The sequence below is a fragment of the Flavobacterium aquariorum genome (genome assembly GCF_003254745.1).
GTDB classification, from domain to species: domain Bacteria; phylum Bacteroidota; class Bacteroidia; order Flavobacteriales; family Flavobacteriaceae; genus Flavobacterium; species Flavobacterium aquariorum.
The window spans coordinates 25,687-47,560 of sequence record NZ_QKXH01000016.1 but is presented as its reverse complement, the minus strand read 5'-3'; the positions used below and the strand labels follow the sequence as shown (position 1 = coordinate 47,560).

Below are 21,874 nucleotides of genomic sequence, written 5' to 3'. Positions count from 1 at the left end.
ACATTGGCAGTCAAAATAACATTTACAGTGTTACCTATGGCAAAGATTCCTCCTGCTGGCGAAATACTTAAATCTGGAGTAGAACTAAAACTATATACTTCGGTTTTTACAGCCGAACTCACATTGGTAACATTCTTAACAAAAGCTTTCAAAGTAGTATTCGCAGTTATTGCTAAAGATTTGGTTCCAACTGCTGAACTTGAAGCTGTCGTAGGCTCGGTTCCATCTGTTGTATAATAAATCGTTGATGTATTTACATTGGCAGTCAAAATAACATTTACAGTGTTACCTATGGCAAAGATTCCTCCTGCTGGCGAAATACTTAAATCTGGAGTAGAACTAAAACTATATACTTCGGTTTTTACAGCCGAACTCACATTGGTAACATTCTTAACAAAAGCTTTCAATGTAGTATTCGCTGTTATTGCCAAAGATTTGGTTCCAATTGCTGAACTTGAAGCCGTTGTAGGCTCGGTTCCATCTGTCGTATAATAAATAGTAGATGTATTGACATTGGCCGTCAAAACAACATTTACAGTATTTCCCGTTGTGAATGATCCTCCTGCTGAAGCAATCGTCAAATCCGGAGCTGAACTAAAACTATACACTTCGGTTTTTACAGCCGAACTCACATTGGTAACATTCTTAACAAAAGCTTTCAAAGTAGTATTCGCAGTTATTGCTAAAGATTTGGTTCCAACTGCTGAACTTGAAGCCGTTGTAGGCTCGGTTCCATCTGTAGTATAATAAATCGTTGAGGTATTTACATTGGCAGTCAAAACAACATTTACAGTATTTCCCGTTGTGAATGATCCTCCTGTTGGAGCAATAGTCAAATTGGGAGAAATAGGACATCTCCCTACTGGCTCTGCAGACAACCATCCAGCATCATAATACTTTATTCCGGCTGTTGCAGTTAGATCTGCGGTTTTTAATGTACCGTCATTAAAAATCAAGTTGGAAGCACTTACTGTGGATGGAAAAGTAAAAGAATACCAATCACCACAATCTTGAGTCATTGCCACTCCAGGCCAAGTTACTGCAGTTGCAGTACCTGTTGTTCCCCAATAATATATTTTTACGGTAGAACTCCATGTTGATGGTTTCTTGAAATACACAGTAAATGCAGGAGCTGTGCTAAAAGTGTAAGTTTCAGTTTTTACTGCAGAGCTCACATTAGCCGTATTTTTAACAAAAGCTTTCAAAGTGGTGTTTGTTGTAATTGTCAAACTTTTTGAACCCACTGCAGATGCAGATGCCGTTGTAGGCTCAGTACCATCTTTAGTGTAATAAATGGTAGATGTACTTAAATTTGCTGTCAAAACTGCGTTTACAGTAGTTCCTGTATTGTAAGTTCCGCCCGCATCTACAACAGTTAAACTTGGCACATCCACTGCACTCAATTTATCCCAAATTGCAAATCCTGTCCCTGACAATTTCAGTATCCAACCCGTTCCCGTTGGTGTCCAGCTATCAGTACCAAGTTTCATAGCCACTTTATCATCAATTATGGCAGCATACAAATTATTGGTTGCTGCAACAATATTCAGTGCCGAAGTACTACTTAATTGATTGTCTTTTCTTATTCTAATCATCGCATCAATTTCAGTTTTGATGCCCCAATTGAAATAATGTGGCCACCAAACCATTGGAGTACCAGGATGTGTCAGTAAATAAGCATATCCCTTTAAAACTTGAGCTCCAGGAAAAGTCCAAAGATCTTGCCCGTATGGTGATGGACCAGTATCGTGGTTATCCAACATAGTGACAGCATTTGACGGCCAAATTCCAATCAAACCAGATGCTTTACCTGAACCATCTTTTAAATAACTTAAATTATTGTCGTTGAATGCATTTTGCAAAGCACTTTTAGTCGCAAAATCAAAAGCCGTCGAAGATGCTGTTGCAGTTCCAGCTTTGGTATAATCTATCCATTTTACAATTCTATCCCTATTCCCTTCTAATAATTCTCCCACCGAAAAATAAGGATTAGTCGCATCATTGTACTCTTTGATGTATTTCCCATCATAACCATGCACAAAATCATATCTCCATCCGTCAAAACCAATATCAGTCTTTAGCCAATTCATCCAAGTTTTAATTCCTTCACGAACCAATGCATTAGAATGATCCAAGTCTCTTGCCGCTGAAAATGAACCCGATTCACCGGCAGATTTTAAACCTGCGGCTACTGGATCATAATCTGCATTACCTGTCCCTTTTTGTCCAGAAGAACTAATATTAGAATTATTACAAATAGACCAAGTCTCGGTTGGAGTATTCCAAGATGGAGTAGAAAAATCATACCATCCTAATGCACCTCCTCTATGGTTGATTACAATATCGGCAATAACTTTGATATTTTTTGAATGCAGATCCGTAATCAAAGACACTAATTGTGCCTGTGTTCCCTGAGCGTTATTCAAATCATACCATACAGTAGGAATGTACCCCATACCTCCAGTGGATTTACTAGGCGGAGGTAACCAAATTGCATCAAAACCAGCAGCTTGCAAAATTGATGAGTTGCTTTTTATTACCTCGTACCATTTGGTTGCCGAAACATCCGTAGTCCAGTGAAATCCTTGTATCATTACTTCTCTTCCAGTCGCTTTAGTTTGCGAAAAAACATAGGAATTGAAGCAACTAAATAGTACTATTAGTAATAGAATTTTATTCTTCATATAGATTGAAATTTGTTTAGATTAAAGGCTCAAAGAGGGACATAAGTCTCTAAAAAAATCATTAAATTGATTTAATTAAAGACTTTACTCTCTTTAGTATTTGTAATTATTAAAACTTGCTCGTATAGAGTTGTGGAATGACTCAGTCAAATTATGATTACCGAATCAAAGAAAAATGGGATTTAAATAATTTAATTTCAGATTGCTCCGTAAATTGTATAGTAAACCAATAATCGGTTGCTGGCATTTGCTCCCCTATGTAAAAACCATCCCAGCCATCAGTTGTTGGATTAATTTGCTTTAATAATTTACCATAACGATCAAAAATATAAATAATCGATGCGGGTTGTCCTTCGAGACCCACGACATTCCAATTATCATTATGGCCATCTCCATTTGGAGAGAAAAATTTAGGATAACCTATTACAAAAAAGTTTTGAGTTAAACCCGTACATCCATTTTCGTCTCCAACTGTTATCGTATGTGGACCTGGTTTCAATTCATCAAACACATTAGAAGATTGAAAAGAACCTCCGTCTAATTGATACTCGAAAACAGCATCACCTCCTGTAACAATAACCTCAACAGTTGCGTTATCAGAAAAAGCCAATGTTTGATTAGTTGTAATAGCCAATCCTGGAAAAGAAGCAATCACTTTTGCTGTTTCAGATGTCGCATCACAGCCAGTGACATTATTAGTCGCTTGCACTTTATAATCTCCAGATTGAGCAGTTTCAAAAGCACTAGAAGAGGCTCCGCTTATAGGTTGTGAATTAAAATACCACTGAAAATTATACTTAGATGCACTTAATCCCGAATCCAATGTATATGTTTTAAAGGCAATCCCAGTTGCTTTTTCTACGCAAATAACACCATCCTCAAGTGTTGGTATTGGAGAAGGATTTACATTTACCGTAATGTCTAAAGGAGCGCCAAGACACCCATTAAGGCTCGGAGTTATTGTATATATTGCATTTCCTTGAGATGTTCCAGTAGTCTCTAAAATTTGACTTATTGCATTTCCTGCACCTGCAGTTGCACCTGCGACCCCAACCTCAGCAACAGTCCAATCAAAAGTTGTTCCAGCAATAGTTGGAGATAAAGTAATATTAGTGCTATACCCACTACAAATTATTCCTGGAGGTGTCCCTAAAACTTCAGGCAAAGGATTAACAGTAATTGTGACCGTAACAGAAGCACCCGCACATCCATTTATTGAAGGCGTTATAACATAATCTACCGTTCCTGGTACAAAACCTGCATTGGAGAGCAATTGGGATATTTTACTTCCAGTTCCGGCAACAGCACCAGTAACTCCATTAGTATTTACTGTCCACGAAAATGCAGTCCCCACTATAACACTGGATAAATCAATAATCGTTGCTTCTCCAGAGCATAACGTTTTCTTTGCTGTGTTTTCTATAACATTAGGAACAGGACTTACATCTATTGTTATCATTTTTGACAATCCAATGCAACTTCCTACTACCGGAGTCACATTATATACTACTTGCCCCAAATTATTACCAGTTGTCGTAAGTGATTGATTTATTGCATTTCCATTACCCGAAGAAGCACCAGTTACATTGTTTTGTACAGCATTCCAAGAAAAGGTGGATCCTGGAATTGTACTTGACAAAACGACAGCTGTCGTTTCTCCAGAACAAATGGCTGTCAATCCTGTAAAATCAGCCATCGGCAATGGATTTACAGTTATTGTTCCGTTCAAGCTAATCGCTGGAGCGCATCCTCCTATTGTAGTTACAGAGTAATTAAAAGTTCCTGCAGCTGTAGGTGTCCCACTAATCGTAAAAACACCTGAAACAAAATTCCCTAGCACTCCCGCAGGTAATCCTGTCGCATTTGCGCCAGTAGCACTACCTCCAACTGTATAGGTTATTGGTGTAATCGAATCGTTTAAACAAATTGTTTGACTTGTAGTTGTTGAAGCCGACGACAATACCATCGTTGACAAAGGATTAATTGTAATTGAACCACCTAAAATCACTGTAGGCGAACAACCTCCAGTCGTAGTTACAGTATAATTAAACAAACCAGATACCGTTGGAGTGCCACTTATAGTAACTAATCCTCCTGAAAAACTACCTGTTACTCCCGCAGGCAAACCTTTTACTACACCACCTGTTGCACTGCCTCCTACTGAATATGTTATTGTATTCAATACCGAATTCAAACAAAAACCTTGATTGGTCGTTGAAGCAGCCGACGTCAAAACAAGTGTCGATAATGGACTGACTGTTATTGTTCCTCCCAAGCTTGCTGCAGGTAAGCAACCACCTATAGTTGTTACTAAATAATTGAAAGTTCCCGCAACTGTTGGAATCCCGCTGATAGTGAATACCCCAGATGCAAAAACTCCATTTATTCCAGCAGGCAATCCTGAAACCATTGCATTTGTTGCGCTACCTCCCACAGCATAAGCTATTGGTGTGATTGCGGTATTGATACAAAGGGCCTGAACAGTAGTTGCTGCTGCCGAAGTTGATACGAGTGTTGGCAAAGGAGTGATAGTCACTAATCCTGATGCACTTGCACTGGAACAGGTTGTTGCTGGATCTGTAATGACTACATTATAATTTCCTGCAACTGTGGTAGAAAAACTGGCTACGTTTCCTGGATCAGTTACGGTAGCCGGTACTGTCCAAGTATAGTTATAAGTCCCAGCAATTATAGGGTTAGCGGTAACAGTGGCAGATGATCCCGCGCAAACTGTAGGACTATTTACGGAAACAACTGGCAAAGGATTAATAACTACCGTATTACTAGCGCTTGCACTCGAACAATTAGCATCAGCTATAATTACACTATATGTTCCTGAAACTGTGGTAGAAAAACTTGACACATTTCCTGGCGAAGTTGCCCCAGTTGGTATTGCCCATGTATATGTATAAACTCCAGCAATGCCAGGAACCGCAGTAACGGTAGCATTGTTTCCAAAACATACAGGAAGTGTGTTTACTGTAACCGTAGGTAACGGATTGATGGTTACTGCTCCAGAAGCACTAGCACTAAAACAAGTTGTCGCATTATTTGTTATTACAACACTGTAATTCCCCGCAACCGCGGTGGAAAAACTAGGTACATTCCCCGGTGGAGTTGCAAGAGCAGGCACTGTCCAAGCATAATCATAAGTTCCTGTAATTCCAGGAGTAGCCTTAACCGTTGCACTATTCCCTGCACACCCAGCTGGACTATTTACAGTAACCGTTGGTAAAGGATTTACAGTAATATAAAAAACCATATCTGGACCTGTACAAGAAGTGACAGGGTCATATGCATTTACAGTAATTTTGGCGATTTGAGTAGTGGTTACATTTGCTGAAGGAAACGAAGGAATATTTCCAGAACCATTTGAACCTAAACCAATAACCACATTATCATTTGCCCATGTAAAAGTAGCTGTAGCACCAAGTGGGCTTGTGAAATTTGAAACTGATATAATACCAGTTGCACAAACGGGAATGTTTGCAATGGGGTTTGTTAATGGGGTATTACAAGCAGAAGCTGCACAAGTAAATGGCCCAACAAAGATGGAGCATGGACTTCCAATTGGCCTCACACTAATAGTCACACTTTCACTAGGCAATAAACCCGAAACATTCAAGGTTGTTCCTACTATATTTCCCGTAATAGCAGAACCTCCTGAAGATTTTGTATACGTATAATCATAACTTGTTGCTCCAGAAACTGAACTCCAATTAAATGTCACGCTACTGTTGGTTTGCGTGCCACAAGCAAAAGTCAAAGGAGGATTTACAGTTGCTACAATTGGAACTCTTGAAGTGGTTGTACAACTATTTAGAGTAGTATCTACATAATAAGTAGTCGTTGCACTAATACTTGTAGGAGTATTTATTGAATTACCAGTACCAAAAGAAGCTCCTGTTGTAGCTGTGTACCAATTGATCGTCGATCCAGCTGTCGCTGTCGCTGACATATTGACAATACCCCCACCGCAACTTGACCCTCCCGGAGTAGTCAGAATGATTGGAATTGGATTTATTGTTGCGGTAATCATACTTCGTGGAGCCGATGTACACCCATTTAAAGTAGCATCTACATAATAATTCGTAGACATACTAATACTTGAAGGCGTGTTTACTGTATTTCCAGTTGTGAATGCTGCACCTGTAGTCGCCGTATACCAATTTATTGTTGACCCAGCAGTAGCAGTTGCCGACATACTAACTATTCCTGAACCACATAAATTACCGCCTGGAGTCGTCAAGATATTTGGAACGGGGTTTATGGTAATATTAAAAGTAGATGACCCAGCCAATTGACAAGTGGCCGCATTTGCAGCTAACGAATAAGTCACAGTATAGGTACCAGTTGTTGAAGTTGCCAAATCGATTACACCCGTAGTTGCATTTATACTTAAACCTGCAGTTGAACTATAAGTCCCTCCCGCAACAAATCCAGAAACACCCGTTGGCGTTGGATTGGATCCATTTTTACAAACTGGTGTTGAATACGAGAACCCTACAACCGGCGCTGTTCCACCAATTGTCACAACAGTCGATGTTGACAATGCGCAAGATTTTGAACTCACTGTACTAAAAGAAATATTGTCTATAGCAAAATCATTTCCGCCACCTGAGATATTGGTGTCAATAATTTTTATAGTAGCTAAAGTTGCTGCACTGGAGTTCCAAGTCCCAGTTATATTTGTCCAATTACAGATTGTTGTTGCCGGTGTTCCTGCAGTAACAACATTCGTTGCCGATACGGGAGTTGTTGTAATTGCTGCACCATTAACAAGGATTTGAAAAGTAGCAACACTACCATCTCCTATATTTTGAACCCAAAATGAAAAATTATAACTTTTTGATGTTTCAACAGGAACGGTTTGTGACCAAATGACACTATTCGCAATTGTCGCTCCATCTGCAACAAGCATTTTTCCTGTACCGGTAGTTTTGTCTCCGCAGGTTGTAAACTTATTATACCAAGTCGAAGGATTTGAAACTATACCATACGCAAACTGAGTACCACTTGTATTCGTCACAGAATATCCATAATCAGAGTAAAAACCAGAAGTTCCGTTTTCAAAACCAGAATTTCCTATCAAATTACCAACAGAAGGAGGGATAGTGGTAGACGTTACCGTATAAGTTGTAGTAGCCGTTGGATTTACAACAATGCTGTTACCAGTACCCGAAATTGGACCACCCGGAGAAGCTGACCAACCATAAGTTGCACCTCCATTAGCAGCGGTCAAAGTAACTGATGCACCAGACAACAAACATCCCGTTGGTGAAGCATTTAAAGTTATATCAGCTGGAGCTATCAATATAGCCGGAGCCGAAACTGAACTAGGAGGAGAGTTTGAATCGGTTACAGATACAGAATAGGTCCCTCCCGCTAAATTTTGAAATATTCCCGTGGAATTTGTAGCAGTGGCCATTCCTGACAATGTGAAAGTGAATGGACCAACACCTCCATTGGGATAAGCAACAATTACCCCATCATTGCCAGTTGGACAAGAAGGATTCGTCAACGAAGTCGATATCGTCAAAGGTGCTGGTGGTGCATATAAAGAAATATCATCTATTGCAAAATCATTTCCACCGCCACCGGCTGCATTTGTTGACAATTCAAAATGAATAAAAGCGGTTCCAGTCCCAGGCACATTTATGGTGTACGATACTTTATTCCATCCTGCCGGCATCAATCCAACATCAGAGTTTCCCGCAATAAGTACTTTGTTACAAGGACATTGATTGGATAATGTTAAATCAATTTTTGGCGCTGGATTTGCACCATTTGTCACATTATTCACATTTCGTATCCAATACGTAAAAGTGTAATTCAATCCTCTTTGAATAGGCAAATTAGTATATTTATAAAAAATATCATTATTCTGACCATCAACTATCATCATATTACCTGTTCCAGAGTGGTCTGTACTTGTAACAAAGTTGGCTGTATTTACAGGTTTTGGATTGGTAGTTATTGCATACTGACCAGGCGTGCTATTTCCACTTGGTGTAATAAGTGAATAATTACTGCTATAGCCTCCAGTACCCTCAAACCCTCCATTCGAAATAAGATTCTGAGCATTTGAAAAGACTGATATTATAAAAAATAAAACGGTAAACAGTAATCTCTTTTTTGGGGCAAAAAGGGATTGCAAAGTATAATTTCGCATAAGTGTAGGTTATAAATAATTTGGTTTGGCGGATTGGTTTTCAATTTTTTTAGAATTGAACAATTTTTCAATAATTTAAAATATATGTTTTTTTTGAGTTAAAATTTCACGAATTACTCTTTTTTAAGCTTTACAAATTACAGATATTCTATTATCGAATGTTAAATTTATGTAAATTTTCATTTGTTAAACTTACGCTATTCTTAATTCAATTACGAAAACGTGATAGTGTTGAAAAGTTTACACAAACTCACTAATTGTGAGTGTTTTGTGATTTTTATAAGCAACAAATTTGAATTCATTCTCATTATTTCACCAGCAAAAACTCAGATCTTCTATTTATTGCATTTTGCTCATCAGTACATTTGTTTTTACAGTCTATTTTGAGCTCTGTTTCACCGTATCCTTTACCCGAAACACGATTGGCATCAATACCTTTGGAAATCACATATTGAACAGTCGATTTGGCTCGCTTGTCCGAAAGATTTAAATTGTATTTATCGTCACCCTTGGAATCCGAGTGCGACTTTACATAAATTTTCAATTTGTCATTTTGTGACATAACATAAACCAATTTATCAAGTTCCTCTGCACCTTGTTTGGTTACATTACTTTTATTGAAATCAAAATAAATTGGATTCAAAATAATTTCCGTTTCTGTAACAATCACATCAACTGGCTTAATCGTAACATCAACCGCAATCACGCCCCCAACAAATTTGGCCAAAGGCATTTTTGCAGTAACATATCCATCCTTATAGGCTTCTATAATGTATATTTTTTCACAATCGACATCATAAACTACCTCACCCTTTTCATTTGATACTTGAGAACCTATTACGTTGCTGTTTTCATCCAAAATAAGCACTTTCGAATTGGTCAGAATTGTATCGTCTTTCAAACTTTTTACAATTACCTTTATCTGACCTTTACAAACTGGTATAGAAGAATAAAGATGATCTTCGCCAGATCTATTACTAGAAACATACCCTAATTGCTTAACAGTATTATAGGTTAATGCAAAATCATCTTTCTCTGTATTCACGGGCTTTCCTGCATTAATTGGGGTGTCATTTTTATTCAAATCCACAAAAAACACATCCAAACCGCCAAAACCGGTCAATCCATTCGATGCGAAATACAGTACATTTTCGTCTGTTACAAAAGGAAAACTTTCGTCCCCGGCTGTATTAATTTTATCACCCATATTTTCGGGAGTTCCATAAGTTCCATCACTATTTACCAGCACTTTCCAAATATCAATTCCACCTATAGAACCAGGCATGTTGGATGAAAAGTATAATATTTTACCCTCTTTGTCAATTGATGGATTGCTTGTTGAATACTGTTTACCATTGAAAGGCAAAGCCGTTATTTCCGTCCATTTCCCATTCTCTTTTTTGGCTTTAAACAAATGAACTTGACCAAATTTTAACCGTTTAGCATTGTTTTTTTCAAATGAATTGGAATTGAAACTTTCACTGGAAAAATAAATTGTATTCCCATCTGCGGTTATGCTTACTGGTCCTTCATGGAATCTACTGTTAAGTTCAGAAACGGGCGTAGGTTCAGAAAAACTCCCATCAGCTTTCAGATTCGATTGATAAATATCTAAAAAAGGCTCCTCATTCCAACCGTACTTTTTTCCGCCAACGTTTCGGGCACTTGAAAAATATAAAACATCATTATAAAGTACTGCTCCAAAATCAGATTTATCCGAATTGATGTCCAATATTTTAACATCAAAAAGTTTATTCTTGGCAATTAAACTTGGCAAATAATCTGGATTTTTATTGAATTCAATCGCTCGTTGATCCGCTGGTAATTTTGCGGCAAAAACCTTCATTTGAGCATTCGCTTCTTCATATTTGGTATTTGACTTTAGTATTTGGGCATAATTAAAATACGTTTCGGCGTCTTGTTCCGTTTTTACTGCCAATTCGTACCATTTTGCCGATTCAACTGTATTGAACATATTATAATAACACTCTCCCAATTGTTTATAGACATAAGTGTCGGCCTTCCCTTTTTCGACCAATAAAAGATACTCCTGAGAAGCTTTAACATATTCATATCTTTCAAATAAATCATCGGCTACTTTTGTAAATTTATTTTGTGCCAAAAGCGAAAAACTAATGAGCATAAAAAATAATAGTATAGTATTTTTTTTCATTGCGAATTGTGTATAATATTAGAAAAACCTTGGAGAAAGCGACACTTTTTTGACCGGTAAAAAGTCATACAATAGAATTATCTCATGAGATGAAGAGGTAGAAATATTCAAATCCGAAACAATATGATCATAAGCATATCCTATTCTTAAATCGCGAGTAACATTAAAGTTCACTAACAAGCCAAAACTATCCTGCAATCTATAAGTAGCACCTAATTCCACTTTCTCCTGATATAAAAAATTGGCAGAAACATCCAAAGAAGCCGGAACGTTAAATGCTGATTTCAATAAAAATGATGGCTTAAACTTTAAATTAGGATTAAGGTCAAAAACATAACCTGCAGTCAAAAAATAATGAGAAACGTCAGAACCATATTGCTTTCCGTCATAATCTAAATGAGCAGCTTTTATCAAATTGGGTATCGAAAAAGAAACGTAATATTTATCAGTATAATAAAAAACACCTGTACCTAAATTTAAAGCCACATCATTGCTGTTTTTACCAAAAATACCTTCTGAAGGATCTGGCAATGTCGAAATAATTTCAGAAAAATTAACTTTTTGAAAAGTAGCACCCGCTTTAATTCCAAAAGACAAATTACTGTTCTCACTCAATTTCAATTTATAAGCAAAATCCCCGTAAACATTTTGTTCGGTAATTGGCCCAATTTTATCAGCAATAATAGACAATCCAATTCCAATATTTTTCCCTGTTGGCCCTTCACCATAAAAAGTAAAAGAGGTTGGGGCATCTTCGATATTAACCCATTGTTTTCTGTACAATAACCCAAAAGTAAGATGCTCTTTTGTCCCAGCATAAGCAGGATTTATAACATTCATATTATACATGTATTGGGTATATTGTGGATCTTGTTGCGCCTTAACATCAATAACTAGCACTAGAAATAGTAAAGCAGTCAGTAAAATTTTATTCATATTCTAAATATTTTTTTTCTAAAAAGGAAAGCTGATACAAAAAACGTCTTTATTAATTCTCTCTAATTAAATAAATCCATCCTGTTTTTGATTTGCCATTATTAAACTCAATAACATAATAATAGGTAGCACTTGGAAGCGCTTCACCACTATTGGTCTGACCATTCCACTGATCGGTATAATTTGACCTACTATACACTTGAAGACCATATCTATTGAATACTTCTAGTTTTTTTACATCCATTAATCGCAAATCAAAGTAGTCATTAGAACCATTCCCATCAGGAGAAATTCCTTTTTGAATATCACAGTATATTGATTCAATTACAACATTTGAAGTTGTTTCACAACTCGTCGAATTTGATTTTACGGTAAGACTATAAGTTAGAGGAAAACTTTCTGTTTCGGCAGTAGCATCGATAACATCATTTACATTCAAAACATTAGAATTGGTTCCAACTGCATTCCCGTTTTGATCTTTCCAAATATATTCAACAGCATCTGGATCATACGAATTTGACAACGGACTGGCTGTTAATTCATATTTATTGGATTGACAAGTCCAAGACGATTCAAATTGGATATCAGGCGGTATTGCACTTACTAATTGATCCGAACCAAAAGTTTCGCAAGTGACATTGTTTCTATACCTGACACTTATTTTATAGTTCCCTGGTGCTAAATTTAAAAACTCAGGATTATCTTGATAACCATTACCAATACTGTATTCAACTCCAGCAATGCTTGCTATTTCAATTGCTCCAAAAGGTACTGAACAACTAGGCTGAAACACATTTAAAAGAGCTGGTGTTGCTGGAGCTAATGGTTTTGCATCTATAGTAGTATTTACCAATGATGAAGCCATACAAGTAACATCTCCAATATTTCGAACAGACAAGGCATAATTATTTGGAATAAGTCCGGCAAACACATTTGATGATTGATAGGTTGTTCCATCCAAACTGTATTCCATCCCTGTTTGAGAAACAACAGCAATCGTTCCCGATGGCACTCCGCAAGTAGGTTGGACAATACTCAGGACTGTCGGAACAACAGGAGCAACAGGAACAGCATTGATTTTGGTGGTAGTGCCTGATACAGATGAACAAGTAGCATCCAAAACATTTCGAACGGACAACGTATAATTATTTGGACTAAGTCCAGCAAACTCATTTGATGATTGATAGGTCGTTCCATCCAAACTGTATTCCATTCCTGTTTGAGAAACAATAGTAATCGTTCCCGATGGTGTTCCGCAAGTAGGTTGAACAACACTTAGAGCTGTCGGAACAACAGGAGCTGTTGGAACAGCATCGATTTTGGTAGTAGTACCTGATACAGCGGAACAAGTAGCATCCAAAACATTTCGAACAGACAACGTATAATTATTTGGACTAAGTCCAGCAAGCTCATTTGATGATTGATAGGTCGTTCCGTCCAAACTATATTCCATTCCTGTCTGAGGAGTTATTACAATTGTACCAGTTGGAATTGAGCATGTGGGCTGAATGCTATAAGAAACTGTTGGAACTATTGGAGCAGTTGGAACAACATTTATTTTCACAACAGGAGTCGAAGTCACCGAAGTACATCCATTGGCATTCGAAATTTTAAAAGTATAATCATTGGCTGCTACTAGACCAGTAAATAAATAATTAATACCCGAACCAATAACTGCGCTACCTATTGACGGAATTATAGTCCAACTTCCGGCTGGCAATCCGCTAAATAAAACACTGCCAGTATTTACTCCACATGTTGGCTGCTTTACGCTATCTATGATAGGAGATTGTTGTTTATCTAAAACAGGACTTACCATCAATCTATTAATGCTTTCACAACCAATTAAAGGTGTAGTCGATTGTTGCGATGCATAATAGTTTCCTCCAACTGCAATCATGGTGTTTGAAGATAAAATAGTTCCCCCAGTTGCAGCATCATACCAAATTACATTTGAATTGTTTATGATTCCTTTTAAAACAATCGAATTTAATGTTGCGTTTTGAGATTCACAAAAAAGAGGTACCACAGAATCAGCTGTTGGAGTCAACGGATCAACAATTACGGCTAAAACCTCAAGGCGATTCACACTTTCACATCCCGAAACATTTTGCGTAGCATAATACTTTGTTCCATCAACTAAAGGAGTAGTTCCAAGTAAAGAACTTCCAGAAACCATTGCATCATACCATACAATCGGGGCACTTCCCGTTACTATTAAGTCCGAAATTTTTGCGAATTTACTAGAACAAAACGACTGTATTCCATTGCCTGTAGGGCTAGAAGGCGCATTTATGGTGACATTAGCAACAACTCTTGGTGAACTTTCGCAACCCGATACCGTTTGGGAACCATAATACAGGGCATTTGTCAAAGGAGTTGAATCCGGTAATGGAGTATTTCCTGTAGACGACGAATACCATTTTATGTTTACCCCAGAAGTTGCTGTGGCTGTAAGAGAAGCAACAGAAGCATTTGTAGATTCACAAAAAATAGGTGCCATATCCGATAAAGTTATTACTGAAGGCTTATTAATGGTAACCGTTACATTCAATTTAGATACACTTTCACAACCAGATATAGTTTGTGTTGCAGAATAAACACCATTTACCAAAACTGAACTTGGTGTCAATAAAGTCCCCAAAGAATCATACCATTTCACATTGGTTCCAGTAACAATTAAATCGGCTACAGTGGCCGAATTACAAAAAACGGGATTCGAATCCGTTGTTGTTGGAGCAGCCGGCTTATTAATTATAATGATAACTTTTAGCCTATCTACACTCTCGCAAAGCAAACCTGTTGTTGCGGTTTGAGAAGCATAATAATCTTCTGAATCAACTAAAACATCTGTAGTGGACAATGGTGAACCGCCAACAGCATTCGCATACCATTTTATTCCAGCTCCAATAGCCATTAAATCTCCAATAGTTGCATTTTGAGATTCACAAAATGTCTGAGTAGCTGCACCAGTTGGTTTTGATTGCGAATTAATAGTTAACGATACCGCAGTTCTACTAGAGCTCAAACATCCATCAACCGTTTTTCTGGCTTCGGAATAATAAGTATAGACTCCAGGTAAAGTAACTATAGGTGTATAGTTTAAATTATTAGTTATCAGAGCACCACCACTGCTAGTACTATACCAATCAACTGTTTCGCCGCTATTAACTGAGGCTGACAAAGTTGGATTTACTTGTCCTTCACATATTGATTTATCTCCGCCACTAATAGGATTATTTATAACTGCACATGCACAATTTGGAGCCGTTACAGCAAATGTTTCAAGACAACCATTTCCTTTATCTGCACTAATAGTAATATTTGTTCCAGCTGGAATATTGCTTATCGAATTTCCTATTATCACGCCAACAGCTGGCGCTCTTGCAATTACGCTACCACTTGCCGCAATAAAATCAACAGTATAGGTCAACAAATCAGGGGAACACGTTTTTGCCGTCACATTTAAAAATGGCGAATCTTTTATTTCTAATGTAACTGGCATTCTAGAAATACTGGAACAGGATGCTATATTATTTTGTGCATAATAAGTAATAGAACCAATTGAATTTAAAAATGGACTTGTAACAACATTCCCATTTGTCATCGCATCATACCAAACAATAGTCCCTAACGAAACTGTAGCTGTTGCGACTAAGGTTTGCAAAGGATCTGTTGCACAAACCGATTGGTTTCCACCACTTACGGGAATCTGAGGATTATTTATTGTAACTGTAAGTGAATATCTCGTGGCACTTTCACAGGTACCGATAGTTTGAGAAGCATAATAAGCAGTTCCTGAAACCAAAGTCGTCGAAGCTGAAAGTGCGCTCCCTCCGGCTAGATTTGCGTACCATTTGATAGTACCCAGTCCCGACGCCACTAAATCAGAAATTGTTCCAGAATTACAGATCGCTTGAGAACCAGAACCAGTAGGCACAGGTGTATTATTAATAGTAACTGTAGTTGGAGTTCTTGGAAAGCTTTCACATGAAAGAGTTCCTGTCACCGTTTGAGTAGCATAATAAGTTTCTCCATTTACTAAAACTATATTAGGATTTAATGGTAATCCACCTGTAGGAGCAGCATACCATTTTATAGCTACACCACTTGCCGATAAGTCGGATACTTTAGCGGCATTACAGAATGTTTGAGTTGCGCCGACCATTGGTCCCGCAGGATTATCCACAATAACATCTACTTGTAAACGAGAAATACTTTTACAGGAAGTGGTTGCATTGGTTTGTTCTGCGAAATAGGAACCCGTTGCCAAATCAGTACTAACAGGAATTGCTGTTCCGCCAACAGCCGTTGCAAACCATTCAATATTATTCCCAATTGCAACCAAATCAGATACTTTTGGGCTATTTAATTTACAAAAATTTTGATTGGACAAACCTGTTGGAGTATCCGTAACATTATAAACTACAGTAACATCTTCAGATGAAACTGAACACTGTCCACTTGAAATTGTCCAAGTAAAAACATAAGTTCCAACAGCACTAACAGTGGCAGTAGCATTCCCAAGTGAACTATCACTAAAAGCAGCCGTCCCCGGACCTGATTTTTTAGACCAAACTCCCGTTCCAATTGATGGTGTATTACCTCCTAAAACTGCACTAGTTAACGAACATCTGGATTGATTTCCTCCTACTGTAGCCACAGTTGGGCTAGCTGCAAAATTCATAATCATATTTGCTGTAGAATAACAAGGGGTCAAAGCTGTTCCTGCCACCACAACTGGATTTGGCGCTTCCAGATTATAGTCAATAGCTCCACTACCATAGTCGCCAGTCCTTGTAGCTGGGCTCAAAAATGAGTTGGTAACATTATAATTGGATGAAGAATTGTCCTGCATTGTAAAGGCAAAAAACTTAATATCACCGCCGGTGTATCCAACTAATGCCTTTGAAACTTCAACTTCAAATCCCAAATTATAATCTGAAGAGCCAGTATTGTTCTTATTTACTCCCATCACAGCAGTTGGCGAACCTGTAGCCGCAGTACCCAAATATGTTTTTGTAGAATTTCCACTTTTCAATTCAATTAAATCGGCATAATAATTTGCTTCACCAGCATCCGTAGCAATTGCAATACAATAATCAGCAGCAAAATATGAATCAAAAGTACTTGGGTTATTGTTGAAATAATTAAAAGCCCTTACATCTGGGAGTGACCCATTTTCATCTCCATAATTGGAAACATTAAATCCTCCTGACTTGGTATCCAAAAAGATCATAATCCTTCTATAATTCAAAGCTTTACCGGCAATACCAAAAACTAATTTATCTTCGGTCGGGCTAATTTTTAAGGCATTTACATACCCATTTGCCGCTAATCCAGATAATGAAGCAGAAAGAATATTATCTTCCAAAGCACCTGTCCCCCATGCATTTTCTGTAAGAGATCCGTCTAATGTCACTGCATATCGAGATCGGACACTCACCATTTGTCCGTTAGTCAAAGTATTTGTCGTAAAAACTCTGCTGCTTGACATTGCTTGCTTGACAACACCGTCAACCGAAAATTCAAATAAATCGGCACCACCATTAGCAGTAAAAGTTATTGACGTTCCCAAACATAAGGGATTTGAAGTATTATTTATAGGATTTGACGACAACAAAACTGATGGAGGAGTATTATAAACTGATGCCACCACTGGAACGCGCGTACTAGTTCCTAAACCAGATCTAGCAGACACATAAAAAGTAGTTGTTGCTGATACATTGGGACTATAATTATTTCCGGTAGCCAAAACCGTTGTACTGGTCTGGCTAGCATACCATTCTATAATATCCCCACTTGCCCCTATAGCCGAGAGATTTATTACACCTGGACCACAAGAACTTCCTGCAGTTGTTGTAGGTGGAGTGACTATTGCTAAAACATCGCACTTTTCAGAGGAAGTCAGATGCAAACCTTTTATGCTTTTTGAACGTTTAAAAAGTAATACTTCTCCTTTGTTTTTAGTTAATAATGTCAAATTATCAAAATTTGAAGCAATTATTCCATTACTTAATATAATAGCAATTATTAAAATTAAACGTAGTTTTATTTTCATCAATCTATTTTTATTGTTAAAAAAATAACGATTTGGTAACACACAAGGCTTTAAAAGTAACCCTTTATTTACTTTACAACAATGTGTTTTTTTTTCCAATAAAACTATAACGATGTAGTCAGCGCAAATGTTCATAAATTAGTATCTTACCGCTACTTTTTCTTAGCATTTTTTGGTTTCGTCGATTAAAAAACATGCTTCATCGTTTTTTTATCATTCTAATATTTAAATCTGAACAAAGGTTCTACACCAATAAACTAATACTTTAGTTTCCAATTTAAAAATTAAAAAAGCTACCAAAAAAATACAGATATAAACTCAAAAAACTAGACCAGACACTTAAAACATAATGCCGGCATAACAAATAAGATTTTTATTATTTGCTACACCAGCATTAACCACCTAATTAAACTTCAACTATTTCATTTCTTTACACTTTCAACACAAAACCACCATTGGGTTTCATTGTTACTTTGAATTTTTTGTTTTTTGATTTTGAAATAATCTGCTGTTGAAAACCTTTATCATTTTCCAGAATAATATAACCGGATTCATTAATCACAAATGACAAATCAATTTCTATTTCTTTGGACGTATTTTCTCCATTAATTCCTACGATATGCCAAACATTTTCTCTTTTTCTTGCCATAACGATGTACTTTCCCGGGTATCCATCTATAAATTTAGAGTCATCCCAATTCGTTGGAATGTCTTTTAGATAATCAACCACATATTTTGGCATTTTGGCCATTCCCGCAGGCGTTTCAGCAATATGCTGAATTCCGGATAAGAACAAAACGGGCAAAGCCAACTCAAAAGCAGGTGTCGTTTTGCGCTTGATATTCGGGATAGAATCCAATACCATAGGCGTGAAATCCATTGGATCAAAAACGTTTCGGGCGAAAGGAAGCATCGCGCAATGGCTCGGCTGCAAATCGGCAGTTTCTTGCGTAAACGTAATGTACTCCTCTCCTTTAATGGCCTCGGTAGTCAATAAATTAGGATACGTACGTTGCCAGCCTCTTGGCAAAGTTGCACCGTGAAAGTTGATTAACAATTGATGAGTCGCTGCATCTTTCAGCATAGCGTGATAATACACAATCATCGATTGTCCGTCGCCACCAAAAAAATCTACTTTGATCCCAGCAATTCCCATTTCTTTTAGTTTTGAAAATTCCTTAACTCTACCTTCATGCGTTAATAATTTCCCTTTCGGGTGGTACTCCGTACTATTCCAAGACCCTGATGAGTTGTACCAAACCAACAGTTTTACATTTTTTGCTGTGGCATGAGCCACTAACTCTTTCATTTTTGCATCGCCTATTCTGGTATCCCAATCGGCATCAATCAAACAATACGGCCAATTCATACTGGAGGCATAATCAATAAATTGCAAGCTAGTTTCAAAATTAACTGACTCATCCTTTAGCAAAACCCAACTCCAAGAAGACAAACCACTTTTGATAAAAGAAGTATCCATAGGAATGGCAGGATCGGCCAAATCGGTTCCCAAGGTACTTTCTGTAATGGTTTTCAAAGAACCAATAGTAATGATCCGCCAAGGAGTGTACCAAGGCAATTGTGATTCTGGATTAAGTGCACCGTTTGGAAAAATTTCTTCCTTTTGCGGAAAAGTTACCTGCAATGCTTTTGAGGAATCATTATAAACCAATCGGCTACCACAATAATTGCCTTGCAATCCAGTTTCAGTAATCAAAACCCAAGCATCATTGGAATTAAACAATGCAGGATACACCCACCCTTCCCCAATGGCTGGTTTTGTATTTGCTGGAACACCCATTGAATAATGCTCTTCATAAGACGGATTGGTTTCTTTCCATCCCGTTTTAGCTTTAGACATCGGCTGAAACCATGCTTTTGCGGAAGCATCAAAATTATAAGTGGTTTTCTCTTCCTTTATTTTTTTTATATCATTGGAAGTTTTAGGAAAATGGTATCGCAAACCGATTCCGTCACGGGAAAGCTGAAAAATAATTTCCATGCCCTCACCAGTACTGTTTTGCAAACTCACAGTATATTGATTGGCGCTATAACTTATTTTATTCCGTTTCCCCTGAAGCATGTAATAATTGAAGTTTAAAGCTTTGGCTTCAGACACTTTTATAATCTCCATGTCTGTATAAAAATTAGCATCTTCACGCAAAAGACCAAGCTCAGAAGTATTGATGACCAATTTATTTTTGAAGAAAACTTTGTAAGAAGGTGTTTTCTTCGAAGTCAAATGAAATTCAACTTTTATCGTTCTATCAACATTGACAAACGAATAATTGGTAGCTTCATTAGCAAATGAATTTAGCGAAAGAGTCAATAAAATGATACTGCATATTTTCTTCATGATCATAAGTGTTTATTTTACACTTACAAGTTTACGACAAAAAATCTTTATAAATTATCATACAGGAAAAAAAATGATACTGATTGTAAAATACTTAGGATTTAAACAAAAGAAGGGATTTGGAAGATTCAAAAACCGCATAAAACCAAAAAAACCTCTTCTTTCGAAGAGGTTTTTGTACCCGGAGCCGGAGTCGAACCGGCACGGTTTCCCACAGGTGTTTGAGACCAGCGCGTCTACCAATTCCGCCATCCGGGCTTAGCTAGACATGAAACAATTAACAATTATTTCAACGCAATAAAGAGATAATGTGTTTCAACAATTATCTTTTTCTTTAACACGGTGCAAATGTAAAAAATATTTTTAAACATTCTAATAAAAATACTTAAATTTTTCCTTTCAGAGTTGATTTTATTTTCTAAATTTGCACCTCCTAAAAAAAGGAAATCACAACTAACTACACTCGAGGCATTTATATTCTTCTGGCTTTAAACAAATGATGAAGCCGAACTGTATGAAGCGCAGCGAAATAAAAACAACAAATTAAATGTCACACCTAGAACCAGAAGCTAAAATTTTTGCTTGTTCAAAAAGTGAATATCTTGCAGAGAAAATTGCAAAGGAATACGGAATCCCAATGGGGAAAGTTACCATGTCTACTTATAGTGATGGTGAGTTTCAACCTTCTTACGAAGAATCAATCAGAGGATTACGTGTATTTATCGTTTGCTCAACGTTTCCATCTGCAGATAATTTAATGGAATTATTGTTGATGATCGACGCTGCAAAACGTGCATCAGCAAGACACATAACTGCTGTTATACCTTACTTCGGTTGGGCAAGACAAGACAGAAAAGACAAACCAAGAGTGCCGATTGGAGCCAAACTAGTAGCAAATTTACTGGATGCTGCAGGAGCAACAAGAATAATGACCATGGATTTGCATGCTGATCAAATACAAGGATTCTTCGAGAAACCAGTAGATCACCTTTTTGCATCCACTATCTTTTTACCATATGTAGAGAGTTTAGGTCTAGACAATTTAATGATTGCATCTCCAGATATGGGAGGATCGAAAAGAGCTTACGCTTATTCAAAATTCTTAAACTCTGAGGTGGTTATCTGTTACAAGCAAAGAAAAGCGGCCAACGTTATCGAAACAATGGAGCTTATCGGAGAAGTAAAAGGCAAAAATGTAATCTTAGTGGATGACATGATTGACACAGGAGGGACTTTGGCGAAAGCCGCCGATTTAATGATCGAAAAAGGAGCCTTAAGCGTTAGAGCTATTTGCACGCATGCCATTTTATCTGGTGGTGCTTACGAAAAAATAGAAAATTCAAAATTATTAGAACTAATCGTAACCGATTCCATTCCATTAAAAAAACAATCAAACAAAATAAGAGTAGTGAGTTGTGCACCTCTTTTTGCCGAAGTAATGCACATGGTTCACCACAACAATTCCATTAGCGGGAAGTTTTTAATGTAATTC

General features: G+C 37.3%; 7 protein-coding genes and 1 tRNA gene. 1 reads left to right on the top strand and 7 read right to left on the bottom strand.

The genetic code is table 11. From position 1 onward, the window contains the following. The 7 genes from DOS84_RS18640 to DOS84_RS18610 all read right to left on the bottom strand — a co-directional run. The coding region (locus DOS84_RS18640) for a chitobiase/beta-hexosaminidase C-terminal domain-containing protein (RefSeq protein WP_111411614.1) at positions 1 to 2,684 on the bottom strand (2,684 nt) is incomplete at its 3' end. Between the two features lie 157 nt (positions 2,685 to 2,841). Then, positions 2,842 to 8,856: a T9SS type B sorting domain-containing protein gene (locus tag DOS84_RS18635; protein ID WP_111411613.1), complete on the bottom strand. Its 6,015-nt coding sequence runs from the start codon at positions 8,854 to 8,856 to the stop codon at positions 2,842 to 2,844. A gap of 307 nt (positions 8,857 to 9,163) precedes the next feature. Next, a complete protein-coding gene (locus DOS84_RS18630) occupies positions 9,164 to 11,029 on the bottom strand; it encodes an OmpA family protein (RefSeq protein ID WP_111411612.1) in 1,866 nt (621 codons plus the stop codon). 18 nt (positions 11,030 to 11,047) lie between these two features. After that, complete coding sequence (locus tag DOS84_RS18625; RefSeq protein ID WP_111411611.1) at positions 11,048 to 11,965, bottom strand: PorP/SprF family type IX secretion system membrane protein; 918 nt, start codon at positions 11,963 to 11,965, stop codon at positions 11,048 to 11,050. A gap of 52 nt (positions 11,966 to 12,017) precedes the next feature. Next, the gene (locus DOS84_RS18620; protein ID WP_165830470.1) at positions 12,018 to 18,026 is read right to left on the bottom strand and encodes a T9SS type B sorting domain-containing protein; all 6,009 of its coding nucleotides are present in this window, start codon (positions 18,024 to 18,026) and stop codon (positions 12,018 to 12,020) included. Positions 18,027 to 18,456: 430 nt separating this feature from the next. Next, on the bottom strand, positions 18,457 to 20,382 hold the full coding sequence (locus tag DOS84_RS18615) for a glycoside hydrolase family 97 protein (RefSeq protein WP_111411615.1): 1,926 nt from the start codon (positions 20,380 to 20,382) through the stop codon (positions 18,457 to 18,459). Between the two features lie 178 nt (positions 20,383 to 20,560). Beyond that, positions 20,561 to 20,640, bottom strand: a tRNA-Leu gene (locus DOS84_RS18610). 289 nt (positions 20,641 to 20,929) lie between these two features. On the opposite strand from DOS84_RS18610, the gene DOS84_RS18605 reads away from it, so the two are divergent. After that, a complete protein-coding gene (locus tag DOS84_RS18605) occupies positions 20,930 to 21,871 on the top strand; it encodes a ribose-phosphate pyrophosphokinase (protein WP_111411609.1) in 942 nt (313 codons plus the stop codon). The last annotated feature ends 3 nt before the right edge of the window (positions 21,872 to 21,874 follow it).

What these genes read in the sequence shown, in the direction of transcription:
- DOS84_RS18615 (WP_111411615.1), bottom strand. Translation starts at nt 20,382, where the DNA reads ATGAAGAAAATATGCAGTATCATTTTATTGACTCTTTCGCTAAATTCA.
- DOS84_RS18605 (WP_111411609.1), top strand. Translation starts at nt 20,930, where the DNA reads ATGTCACACCTAGAACCAGAAGCTAAAATTTTTGCTTGTTCAAAAAGT.
- DOS84_RS18630 (WP_111411612.1), bottom strand. Translation starts at nt 11,029, where the DNA reads ATGAAAAAAAATACTATACTATTATTTTTTATGCTCATTAGTTTTTCG.
- DOS84_RS18620 (WP_165830470.1), bottom strand. Translation starts at nt 18,026, where the DNA reads ATGAAAATAAAACTACGTTTAATTTTAATAATTGCTATTATATTAAGT.
- DOS84_RS18635 (WP_111411613.1), bottom strand. Translation starts at nt 8,856, where the DNA reads ATGCGAAATTATACTTTGCAATCCCTTTTTGCCCCAAAAAAGAGATTA.
- DOS84_RS18625 (WP_111411611.1), bottom strand. Translation starts at nt 11,965, where the DNA reads ATGAATAAAATTTTACTGACTGCTTTACTATTTCTAGTGCTAGTTATT.